Genomic DNA, 10,427 nt, shown 5'->3' on the forward strand with positions numbered 1-10,427 from the left:
GGGGGTCGTGCGATCGCGTTGCCATAGTCACAAATAACTTCTTCTATTTAGTTCAGTTAAGGAATAATTGAGAGCCATCAGGCTCATAGATAGAACCTAAGCGAGAACTCACGCTGTAAGTAGAGTATATTTACGGATTTTCTAATTTCGGAGAGTTAGATATAGCAACACAATGTAATAAATCGACTATTGAATAAGAAATAGACCTCTTGCAGATTAGGTTGCTTTTTGGTTGCTAAAGCTGTAAAAAGTAGAAAAATCAGGACATAGCAATTGAAAAATGTCCTGATGATGGATTACACAATAGCGCAAACTCTCTCACAAAAACACTTCAAACATCGCTTTGGGGTTCAATAAAAACGTTTATTTAACCAGATAGTTAATACCGTCAAGCCACTGTGGCGACCTCGACCCAAACCTGGAGTAAAGCCAAAGTCGGGCAACTCCACCGAAAAGAGTCCTTTTCGGTGAAGTCTAAACCCCTCATTCTGGCATACTGAATCTACGGGTTAAGCAAGTAGTTACTTTGAGTTAGTGAGTTAAGTAATCAAGTTAAGTAATTGAAGTGAGTAATTAAGTCTATGTCTGTTATTGCCTTCTGCAACCAAAAGGGGGGCTGTGGAAAAACCACAACCAGTGTCAGCTTTGCTGTCTGGTTACACCGAAAAAAGAAAACCGTCAGCTTTTTGGATGCCGATCCACAAGGCAGCGGTTCGCTGTGGCTTTCTTCAATGCAACTCCCCATTCCCACAGTTAAGCTTTCAGATGCCAACGACTTAATTGAGCAAATCCCAGATTTATCAGAACAGACAGATTTTTTGGTCATTGACGGTGCGCCCAATACCAGTGAAAGCACCAGAGCGATTTTGTGCTTATCCGATATCTGCGTTACGCCGATTCAACCTACAGGTTTAGACCTGCACTCAGCTAGCGATGTACTTCGCTTAATTAAATCAGCTCAAAAAATTTCTGGGGGTCTACCTAAACCTGTCATTTTTCTCAATCGGGCATTTAAAGCAACTCGGCTCAAGAAAGAGGCATTGGATGTTCTGGACCAAATTCCTAACGTGATGCTGCTCAAAACAGTGATTCATCAAAAACAGGCAATTTCTGACTGCTTCTCTCAGGAGGCATCTATTTGGGAGGTCAGAGGGGCAGAAGCATCAGCCAAGGAATTTGAATCTTTGTTCAAGGAAATTCTGAAATTACTCAAATGACTCCCAAGAAACCCCGGAAAACTTTGAATGCTGCTGCTGACAAATTTATCTTTGGCGAACCAGAGCCTGAACCAGCAGATGAAAAACCGTCTTCTTCCCCACCTGCTCCAGAACCTGGAGGGCTGCTGGAAAAATTACAAAAGGAGGAGTCACCCAAAGAGCGACCCATTAGAGTCAGCCTAGACCTCTCGCCAGAAATGCACCGCCGTCTTACCAATCTTGCCAATCGCACTGGCAGAAAGAAATCTGAAGTGCTGCGAATTCTACTGGCTGAGGCTTTGGCAGAAGTTGAAGGGGGAGATTGAGTTGTGTCAATTGGAGCGGGGAAGATGCGTTGTTAAAGTACTGGGGTTAGCGATCGCTTACAGATGGCAGTCTAACCCTCTTGTGTCAAACTGGGGCGAAAGCTTGATTTTTCGTGGGCTATAAAGCCCTGCCGCATATACTTCACCACACCTCTTATGTCAGATAAATCTGCACCAGAAATTGAACTGATACGCGCGGCGTATGCTGCCTTCAACGCGCGAGATATTGATGCTGCCCTCGCCCTCATGACTCCCGACGTGGCTTGGCCGAAAGCGTTCAAAGGCGGTTTTATTCGGGTAGTCCTAAAGATGTAAGGATAAGAAGGTAGAGTTACTGCTGTTGTTCGATGTCCAATCCCCATCCTACTTGTCCTGCTTGTGAGTCTACTCATACCGTGAAAAATGGGAAAATTCACAACGGCAAACAGAACTTCAAGTGCCGTGAGTGTGGCAGACAATTTGTGCAAGACCCGCAGAACAAGATCATTGACCAAACTACTAAAACCCTGATTGACAAACTGCTGTTGGAGAAGATTCCGTTAGCTGGAATTGCTAGAGTGACGGGTGTTTCAGAACCCTGGCTCCAGAGCTATGTCAATGGGAAATACGAAGCGATTCCCCGACAAGTCGAGGTATCGGCTAAAAAAAGGGGCGCTTGACGATTCAATGCGACGAGATGTGGTCATTTGTGGCTAATAAGGGCAACAAGCAATGGATTTGGTTAGCATTAGATGTCAATACCCGAGAAATTGTCGGCGTGTACGTCGGCGATCGCTCTCGTGAGGGTGCCCAAGGATTATGGGACAGCTTGCCAGGGGTGTATCGACAGTGTGCCGTCTCCTATACCGATTTCTGGTCTGCCTACAATGAGGTTTTCCCCAGCCAACGACATTGCTAGTGTGGGCAAGGACAGTGGTCAAACAAGCTTAATTGAGCGCTTCAATTGCACCTTACGGCAGCGAGTATCCCGGTTAGTGAGAAAGACGTTGTCGTTTTCCAAGAAGTTAGAGAATCATGTTGGTGCAGTGTGGCACTTTGTCCACTACTACAATGCATCCTTACATCTTTAGGACTACCTTTATTCGTGGGACTGAAGAAGTCCGCGCTTACTGGACGGAGCAGTGGAGCGAAATTAATCCACACGTCGAGCCGGTTGCCTTTTACCCGGAGGATGCTGGGCAGGTTTTGGTGGAGGTGCATCAGGTCGTGCACGATCTTGCCGGAGCTGTGCTTGCCGATGAGCACGTTGGTCATCGTTATACCATTGAGCATGGCTTGATTCAAAAGATGGAAATCTGTCTACCTCCATTGTCGGGTCACTGAGCCTAACAAGGCGCTATAACGAAAGGCAGGGTAGTATCTGGCGCAAAAGAGGTCTAGCGCCCTGACGCTGTCTCCTTATAAACAGCCACAACTTCAAAACCTGATAGTTGTGCGTAACTAACCAAGTCTCTTTCTTGGCGATCGCAACTTTGCTCATCGGTGGAAACGCGACAATAAATTGCGACCCGATATGGCTTTAGCTGTCCCATCTAAACCTCTAAAAAATCAGCGACCCCGATGCTCTTTCCAGCGTCGGAAAAGTGCCTAATTAATTGTCCCACTTAAGGAAGTCTTTAACTAAGACAGCCGACTCAGTCAAGTAGCTATCTTTTTACGCTTTCGCTCCTGGAATCACTTGGCAAACATGACCTGCTACAATTTGCCAACGGTTCTGTCGCTGTACCCAGACGCGAGTAAAGCGATAGGTTTCTGAGAAAGCTTGACCGCTGTGGGTTCCAGCAGCTTTCACTTTGAGGGTGACTACAATGCAATCGCCATAAGGATGGATTTGGCGATCGCTAACATCCAACGAAGTGAACCTAAACATTCCAGAGCGGTGCGCTTCCAGATCGAATTGCTTGTTGACCACCAGACCTGTATGCATTGTGAATACAAGATCATCGGCAATGAGTTCATCCAGTGCGGAAACATCACTGGTGAGCATGGCGTGCCGCAGTTTTTCTTCCAGGTTTTCAATGTTTTCAATTGTTCTATTTTCCACTGAAGACTTCTCCTCTACACATTGAGAAACGCTTAGTTTTCAGTAAGATTAACCGCAATGATAATGATGTTATTACTGAAAACAGCAATCTTCGTCTTAGGATGGCGATCGCTAGACTCGATACTTGTAATCGGTAAAACTTGCTTTCGCCTCTTCGTAGGCTTTATTGAGTGCTGTTATCCGAGCCTTAGCGATGGGGCTGCTGTTAACATCCGTGTGCCAAATCTTGGCTGCTGCCCGGTACGCGCTTTTGACTTCTTCTGAAGTGGCGTTGGGCGATACCTGTAAAACATCCCACCATGCTCCGACAAGCGGTGGAGCCAAGATGGATTCAATCAGAATCCAGTCGCAGCCGTAGCAGACTCGGTAAATTCCTTCTAAAGTATCCTGTCCCAACTGGGCAAGAACTGTTTGATGCCAATTTCTAAAGGCATCACGACAACGCTGCTTCGTGTTGGGGTCGTAGCTGCTAAGTGCGCCTTTGCTCAGAAATGTATTAAAGCCGATATATATTTCCCCTCCATTCGGCTTGGGATCGTAGAACGGATCTTTCCCTTCTGCCAAACACTCAAGCACTCGCCGCGTATCCGCTGAGGGTTCTGGCAGTTCTAGAAGCTGAGTCAGTTCGTTGGCAATTTCTCGTGATTCTGGGTTCTGCCGCCACTGCCAGTAATTCACGTTAGGTTTGCCCAGTTGTTCGGCGTAGTTTCTCAGCCAATATTCCCGCCGGTTAATCGGCGGGTGAACCCCCACCTCTAAAGCTTTTAAAATTCCCCATTGCTTTTGTCTAAAAGCATCGACAATCTTCTCCTTTAACCCAGAGCCAAAATAATTAGATGTCAACGCCCATTGCACAGCTTCTAGGGGTGTGGCAGCAGTCGTAGGTTGATCTAGATAGATTAAGCGGTATTCGCATAACTTCTTAACGGCTTTCTCATTGTCGTCAGGGAATGCCAGCGTCCAACTATTGTCAACTTGCCGCAGACATTCATTCACTCGATCTGCTAAGTCATTAAAGCGTTCTAAGTTTTCGCGCCAGCATTTTTCCCACTGTTGTGTGCCATCTTGGTTCCACCAGTCGGCATTATTAATGGTGCACTCAGTCACCAAAATGGGTTCGTTCCCGCCGAAATCCAGCAGTTCAGGAATTAAAGAAGCTGGAATCTGCCAATACTGGGAATTACTTGTTACAGGTTGATTGGGCTGTCTGGCTTGATGAAATTTTTCGATAACTTCAATGACTTTCGGCTTCACTGGGTTTGGCACCCGCATCACGGAGGTAGTGTAATCCTCTTTTCCCATCCTGCCGCCCGTGGGTTTATTCATTGTGGTTAAAATCTATATTTTGTAGGTATTCTACCCGTTACAGGTTTAAGAACTCACTCTTTAACAGAGAAAGCGATCTTCTTTGTAGGCGCTCCGAGCTGGGTATAAAGCTGTACAGTGACTTTTTATTTTACGTGAAGACATATTAATGTCGTTCGAGAGGCAACGCTAAATTCGGCTTGCTTTTTCGGCTCAATCTAGCTTGGCAATGTTGATAGTCAAATGCTAGATCACTGAGCCAACTTTCTCTGTGATCCTGCAATAGGGAAGGTTTTGGTCAGGCACACAAAATTGTATCGACGTCATCTAATTGGGCACTGTACATATTCCAAGCGTTCCCATGCTGAGGAACTGATATTGGGACGTGAGTAGCTATCACCTCTAAAAATAAGTGCCAATTGGAACTTGCTGCCCCAATCATTGCACGCTACCAACTAGCGATCGCCTCAAAGTACCAGTTAATACTTTTCTCCCATCTCCGAGCCGGGTTTTCACTGCCTAACCGCATCAAAGAAAGTCAGAACTACCAAGCTATCGGCTATTTTTGAATTAAAATACAGTAAATTAATTCAGTAATAAAATGCAGTAATAATGACCACCATCTGCTTCAGCAATTTAAAGGGTGGAGTCGGAAAATCAACGACTCTTACCCATTTCGCCTATTGGTTATCTGCCATCAAAAAGCGCAAGGTCGCAGTCATTGACGCGGACGGACAGAGCAGTACCTCCACCTGGCTGCATTCGATGGATACAGAAGTGCCTATCTATCGCATGACCGATCCAGATGAGTTGGCTGAAGAAATTCCTAAGCTAGAAAAGACTGTGGATTATTTGGTAGTGGACAATGCTGGGAATTTGGGAGAGGCAACCCGGTGTACACTTCTGACTGCAAAACTTGCAGTAATTCCGATTACTCCATCTGGGCTGGATTTAGTTTCAGCAGCATCGGCTGTCAGGATGGTACGCCAAATCCAGAATGCACGAGGTGGATTGCCGCTATCCGGCATCTTCATTAATCGAGGAGTTAGGAATACCAAACTGTTAAAAGAAGCCCAAGAGCTATTAAAGCAACTAGAGGGAGTTAAGGCATTCAAGCAAGTTATCTATCAGCGGCAAGCGATCGCAGATGCCTTCTTGCAGAACACAACCGTGTGGGGACTAAAAGGGTCAGACGATGCAGCGTCAGATTACCAGCGGTTATTTACAGAGATTTTGAGGTTGGCTTCATGAGTAAGAATAAACCTCGACATTCTCTAACTGACTTGGTTTCTCAATTTGCATTGGGTAACTTAGAACCAGAGGCTGCGCTTGCCACCAAACAAAAAACAAAGGGTAAGAATCCAGCCCGCGCCCAGGAAGAAGAAAACCTGCTAGAGAAGCTGAAGAAGCAAGTCCCCTCAAAAACCCGAATCACACTTGATCTGGACCCAGAAACCTACGAGCAGCTATCAGAGTTAGCTGAGTACACCGGGCAGACCAAAGCTAAACTTTTACGCGCACTGATTCGAGAAGTCGCAAAATTACTGCAAAATTAACAGTAAAAATAATCATTTAAAATTTTACTGTTAATTTTGATTCCTACCCCTTCCGATTTGCTAAGCCAGCCTTTCAGGGAACAGTGTGGGATTTTATTCTCTAGACTGCAATGCCGAACCACTGGCTCTCAGAACCCAGACAGTTTTAATCTGTAGTAAACAAGGTAGATATACACTGGAGCGTTTTAAGTTTAATTCAGCCTAACTACTTAACTCTTTTCCCTTGCCGCACAGTCGCATCATCAGTAATGGCTAGTCAACGTGGACTTACTCTTGGAAAATTTGCGCCGTTCCACAAAGGACACCAGTTTTTGATTGAAACGGCATCATCCCAAATGGATGAGGTAATTGTAATCATTTACGAGGCTAGAGAAACAACGTCCGTCCCTCTGAATATTCGAGCCGATTGGGTCAGGAAACTCTATCCAACCGTACAAGTTATCGAAGCTTGGGATGGCCCAACTGAAGTCGGCAATACACCCGAAATCAAGAAAAAACATGAAGACTATATTCTAAATCGTTTGAAGCTACAGGGAATCACACACTTTTATTCCAGTGAATTCTACGGAGAACACATGAGTTTAGCCCTGGGAGCGGTCAATCGAATTGTGGATTATGAGCGCAAAGCCGTACCCATTTCTGGTACACAAATCAGAAAAGATACCTTTGCCTGTCGCGAGTATTTGCATCCTTGGGTTTATCGCGACTTGATAACGAATGTAGTTTTCCTGGGCGCTCCATCTACGGGCAAGACAACGCTTGCATCCCGACTGGCACAGGAATACGCTACGGTTTGGATGCCGGAATATGGGCGGGAATACTGGGAGAAGCATCAAGTCAATCGTCGGCTGTCTCTCGAACAATTGGTTGAGATTGCTTCTGAACATTTGAACCGTGAAGAAGCACTGCTATACCAGGCAAATCGGTACTTATTTACGGATACTAATTCGATTACCACCTATATGTTTTCACTGTACTATCACAACACGGCAGAGGGGCAACTTGCCGAACTCGCTAATCGAGCAGCTTCACGCTATGATCTAGTGTTTGTTTGTGATGTAGATATCCCTTATGACGACACTTGGGACCGTTCGGGAGATGTAAATCGACGCATCTTTCAAAAGCAAATTATTAACAATTTAATTCTTCGCAAGATTCCCTTCTTTCTCGTGCAAGGTGAGCTGGAAACACGAGTTCAGTACGTCAAAAGTGTCTTAGAGAAGTACCGTAAGTATGAGAATTTACTGGACTTGTTCGTCGAGCGCCAATAAGATTGAGCAAACAAAAGATGAAGAGGGAAAAGGCGTAACTTATCACTATGCTTGAATTGCTCAGTGTAAACAACATTGCCTTTAGAATCCTCAGCTATCCTATGAGCTATATAGAATTCATAGGAACGATACTCTATTTGTGGTCGGTGTGGCTCATCGCCAGAAAGCAAATGCTGACATGGCCAGTCGGTATTGTAAGCGTACTGCTGTATATGGCGCTTTTTTACCAGATACGCTTGTACTCAGATACCCTCGAACAGGTCTACTATTTGGGAGCAAGCGTGTATGGTTGGTGGCGGTGGAGTGCATCTGGTCGAGGTACAGGCAAAGCCGGAAATTTCAGATACAGTTCGCGGCGAAGTTTAATCTTGGTTTTGGCTGTTACAATTGCCGTTTCTTTTGTTATCGGGGCTTTTATGAGCCGCGTCCATATACTGTTTCCTACCCTGTTCCCTGAGAAAGCTTCTTTCCCCTATTGGGATGCCCTGACAACCATTGCAAGTTTCACAGCGATGTGGCTACTCGCTCAAAAGCGAATCGAAAGCTGGTATTACTGGATTGCTGTTGATGTGATAGGAATTGGGTTGTACTACGTGAAAGGAGTCCGGTTTATTGCTCTGCTTTATGTGATTCTTTTGGGTATGGCAATAAACGGTTTAATCTCATGGAATAAGGCTTCCAATACACCAGAAGACTTGGCTTGCTGAATAGTACATGCAATCGTTCAAGTCATCTGAAGCTTTATATCGAAACATATCCAGGTAATCTTATGCATCTTTGGTTAGTTGGAGCATCAACGAGCGCAAAGAGCAGCATTTTAAGCCCCTTTCAACAAGCAGAGTGTTTGGTCAGATAAACTGACTATACATATCCAATTTTTAAGAAATTTGTCTTTTAACTCATCGATTAGTTGTCTCATGAGGCATAGATTAAAAGATGGGTTATAGGACACAATATGGCTGAATTTGAGTCATGCCGTGTCAAATCCAGAAAATTGTCTTGCTAGTGTTGGTTTAAGAGAGCCGACGCATTTGCTCCATTTTCACGTGCTTTAGTCTTGAACGTGTCCCACGCTTCGCCTTCAATGTTAAACGTTGCAAGCCGTGTATTACTTGGTGTGCGTAATTCGCAACAAACCCGCTTCAGTTGCAATAAAGCGCTTAAAAACAGAGGAGTTGACCGACTTTCACCACATCACAGGGGATTCAGCCTCTAGGTTTGGAAACCTACCTGTTCTGACCTGGCGGCACCACTTCCACATCCTAGGCAGAAAAGTTAATCTTATCCTGGCTCAATTCGTAGCAAGAGTGTACTGCACAATAGGGTGGTGCTTAGTATAATTGCACTAAATGCAGCATTTTCCAAAGGAGAGAAATCGATGATTTCCAACACTAAAACAGCTCACAAAAATGCTGGTCAAAAGCTGACTGACCATTACTTGTTGAACGAATTGTGGAGCGACCTTGACGAAACCTCTCAAGCAGCAGTAAGCGGTGGGGGAAATTCATCTATTAGTTCATTTACTTTCGATAGCTACAGTATGAGGAATGATGAGCGTGGAGCAGGGGCTATTGCATTTGTTTCGCCTAAAAATTTATAGTGAGATAAAAATAAATAGTTTCTCAAGGGAGATAAATTGTGTATTTCCCTCTCTAGGAATTGAAACGGTTAAGGCTAGGTAACTGTCAATAGGTAACTACTAATCCCATAATCTCTCAAAACGTGTCGCGCTGAGTTCGGTATAGCGAACAGTGCTAGAGATTGACTCTCTCTTCACTGCAACTGATTTAACGGCAGTGGGGGGTAGCTTGTCTAGTGCAACTCTGAAGTCCCAATTGGAACCAAAAAAAATACCCTGACTGCGAGAGCCAGGGCACCGGGTAGCATCGAAAATTAATCACAGTTGTATCACCGCATTCCCCTCACATTTTAGGGGTCGTCGCTAGTTGCGCTCAGTTTTATCAAAAAATCAAGTACAGCAACTTGGGGCGATCGCATTCTTCGCAGCGGTTCAGGAATCCTGCTCGATCAAACCTGAACCCTCGATTGGAGTTGAGAGAGGATCTTCTGACAATCCGGAATACCCATATTTCCCGCAGTGCGATCGCACTGGTGTCCGATCCGGTTCTACATCGTCATATCCAGGTTTTACCACCTGACCCACATAGCTTGGATCGCAACAGTGATGGAGTTGGCTGTGAAAAGAGATAAAGAGAAATTGGGAAAGGCGATCGCTCATTTAAGCAGAGAAAACTAAGATAAACCAGTCTATCGCTAGTCAGGAGGTCCGCTACGAAACGCCCAAGGCAAAGCGGAGAGCATCGATCTCCAGCACATCTAGTCTACTGGGGCAGAATTAAGCTGATGTACCAATAATAAATCCCTGCTGAACTCAAAAACTCTCCCATCAGGAGTGAGATCGCGAACCTTTAGTTCTAGGAAGACTTGAAGAAACTGCTGTAGTCTCACGCCGAAGATCCCAGAGCGCGATCGCTCGCTGCCTCGACTTCCGACTCCTTACCAAATTCGGAGCGCCGAACTCGGTAGGGCGAGCGCTGTCTCGATTTCTAACCCCCTGCCGAACTGGGAGAAATTTGTCTGTAAATGGTCGCTCGAGGCACAATGCCGAGATGTGTGGTCTCCAGTTACATGCCGTTAGGTACGTTCTTGCTCTACCATGACTCTGGATACTCAGCGTGGGTTGGAAGCCCTCCGCTAGGACAACCCCA

10 protein-coding genes and 4 pseudogenes are annotated in these 10,427 nt (G+C 45.4%); 10 read left to right on the plus strand and 4 right to left on the minus strand.

Annotation, left to right across the window (positions count from 1 at the left end):
• Positions 1–581 precede the first annotated feature (581 nt).
• From NDI34_RS26525 to NDI34_RS26545, 5 genes and pseudogenes are all read left to right on the plus strand, one after another.
• Positions 582–1,217 carry an AAA family ATPase gene (locus tag NDI34_RS26525; protein ID WP_348234320.1) on the plus strand — a complete coding sequence of 212 codons (636 nt, stop codon included), beginning with the start codon at positions 582–584 and terminating at the stop codon, positions 1,215–1,217.
• Positions 1,214–1,522 carry a ribbon-helix-helix domain-containing protein gene (locus tag NDI34_RS26530; protein WP_190690425.1) on the plus strand — a complete coding sequence of 103 codons (309 nt, stop codon included), beginning with the start codon at positions 1,214–1,216 and terminating at the stop codon, positions 1,520–1,522. The genes NDI34_RS26525 and NDI34_RS26530 overlap by 4 nt, the downstream gene beginning before the upstream one ends.
• 156 nt (positions 1,523–1,678) lie before the next feature.
• A pseudogene (locus NDI34_RS26535) lies at positions 1,679–1,839 on the plus strand (nuclear transport factor 2 family protein); the annotation flags it as partial.
• Between the two features lie 30 nt (positions 1,840–1,869).
• Positions 1,870–2,592 (plus strand): annotated as a pseudogene (locus tag NDI34_RS26540) (IS1 family transposase).
• A gap of 7 nt (positions 2,593–2,599) precedes the next feature.
• Positions 2,600–2,845: pseudogene (locus tag NDI34_RS26545) on the plus strand (nuclear transport factor 2 family protein); the annotation flags it as partial.
• A 59-nt stretch (positions 2,846–2,904) separates the two neighbouring features.
• Here NDI34_RS26545 and NDI34_RS26550 read toward each other — a convergent pair.
• The 3 genes and pseudogenes from NDI34_RS26550 to NDI34_RS26560 form a co-directional block, all read right to left on the minus strand.
• A pseudogene (locus tag NDI34_RS26550) lies at positions 2,905–3,054 on the minus strand (recombinase family protein); the annotation flags it as partial.
• 122 nt (positions 3,055–3,176) lie between these two features.
• Positions 3,177–3,566 carry a nuclear transport factor 2 family protein gene (locus tag NDI34_RS26555; RefSeq protein ID WP_190690435.1) on the minus strand — a complete coding sequence of 130 codons (390 nt, stop codon included), beginning with the start codon at positions 3,564–3,566 and terminating at the stop codon, positions 3,177–3,179.
• 111 nt (positions 3,567–3,677) lie between these two features.
• On the minus strand, positions 3,678–4,892 hold the full coding sequence (locus NDI34_RS26560; RefSeq protein ID WP_348234321.1) for a J domain-containing protein: 1,215 nt from the start codon (positions 4,890–4,892) through the stop codon (positions 3,678–3,680).
• Positions 4,893–5,483: 591 nt separating this feature from the next.
• Here NDI34_RS26560 and NDI34_RS26565 point away from each other — a divergent pair.
• The 5 genes from NDI34_RS26565 to NDI34_RS26585 all read left to right on the plus strand — a co-directional run bounded on the left by NDI34_RS26565 (position 5,484) and on the right by NDI34_RS26585 (position 9,298).
• Positions 5,484–6,122 carry a ParA family protein gene (locus tag NDI34_RS26565; protein WP_348234322.1) on the plus strand — a complete coding sequence of 213 codons (639 nt, stop codon included), beginning with the start codon at positions 5,484–5,486 and terminating at the stop codon, positions 6,120–6,122.
• Positions 6,119–6,427: a ribbon-helix-helix protein, CopG family gene (locus tag NDI34_RS26570; protein ID WP_348234323.1), complete on the plus strand. Its 309-nt coding sequence runs from the start codon at positions 6,119–6,121 to the stop codon at positions 6,425–6,427. The genes NDI34_RS26565 and NDI34_RS26570 overlap by 4 nt, the downstream gene beginning before the upstream one ends.
• Positions 6,428–6,675: 248 nt before the next feature.
• A complete protein-coding gene (locus tag NDI34_RS26575; RefSeq protein WP_348234324.1) occupies positions 6,676–7,698 on the plus strand; it encodes an AAA family ATPase in 1,023 nt (340 codons plus the stop codon).
• A 101-nt stretch (positions 7,699–7,799) separates the two neighbouring features.
• Complete coding sequence (gene pnuC, locus NDI34_RS26580) at positions 7,800–8,405, plus strand: nicotinamide riboside transporter PnuC (RefSeq protein ID WP_348234325.1); 606 nt, start codon at positions 7,800–7,802, stop codon at positions 8,403–8,405.
• Positions 8,406–9,076: 671 nt separating this feature from the next.
• Positions 9,077–9,298, plus strand: a complete 222-nt coding sequence (locus tag NDI34_RS26585; RefSeq protein WP_348234326.1) for a hypothetical protein — start codon at positions 9,077–9,079, stop codon at positions 9,296–9,298.
• Positions 9,299–9,709: 411 nt separating this feature from the next.
• On the opposite strand, the gene NDI34_RS26590 is transcribed toward NDI34_RS26585, so the two are convergent.
• Positions 9,710–9,937, minus strand: coding sequence for a hypothetical protein (locus tag NDI34_RS26590; protein ID WP_348234327.1), 228 nt, complete (start codon positions 9,935–9,937; stop codon positions 9,710–9,712).
• Between the last annotated feature and the right edge of the window lie 490 nt (positions 9,938–10,427).

Origin of the sequence: Trichocoleus sp. DQ-U1, from assembly GCF_039961925.1 — a bacterium.
Classification (GTDB): domain Bacteria; phylum Cyanobacteriota; class Cyanobacteriia; order Cyanobacteriales; family FACHB-T130; genus FACHB-T130.

Excerpts from the sequence above, each read along its gene's own strand:
- NDI34_RS26525 (WP_348234320.1), top strand. The coding sequence starts at position 582 with ATGTCTGTTATTGCCTTCTGCAACCAAAAGGGGGGCTGTGGAAAAACC.
- NDI34_RS26530 (WP_190690425.1), top strand. The coding sequence starts at position 1,214 with ATGACTCCCAAGAAACCCCGGAAAACTTTGAATGCTGCTGCTGACAAA.
- NDI34_RS26560 (WP_348234321.1), bottom strand. The coding sequence starts at position 4,892 with ATGAATAAACCCACGGGCGGCAGGATGGGAAAAGAGGATTACACTACC.
- NDI34_RS26565 (WP_348234322.1), top strand. The coding sequence starts at position 5,484 with ATGACCACCATCTGCTTCAGCAATTTAAAGGGTGGAGTCGGAAAATCA.
- NDI34_RS26570 (WP_348234323.1), top strand. The coding sequence starts at position 6,119 with ATGAGTAAGAATAAACCTCGACATTCTCTAACTGACTTGGTTTCTCAA.
- NDI34_RS26575 (WP_348234324.1), top strand. The coding sequence starts at position 6,676 with ATGGCTAGTCAACGTGGACTTACTCTTGGAAAATTTGCGCCGTTCCAC.
- pnuC (WP_348234325.1), top strand. The coding sequence starts at position 7,800 with ATGAGCTATATAGAATTCATAGGAACGATACTCTATTTGTGGTCGGTG.
- NDI34_RS26585 (WP_348234326.1), top strand. The coding sequence starts at position 9,077 with ATGATTTCCAACACTAAAACAGCTCACAAAAATGCTGGTCAAAAGCTG.
- NDI34_RS26590 (WP_348234327.1), bottom strand. The coding sequence starts at position 9,937 with ATGAGCGATCGCCTTTCCCAATTTCTCTTTATCTCTTTTCACAGCCAA.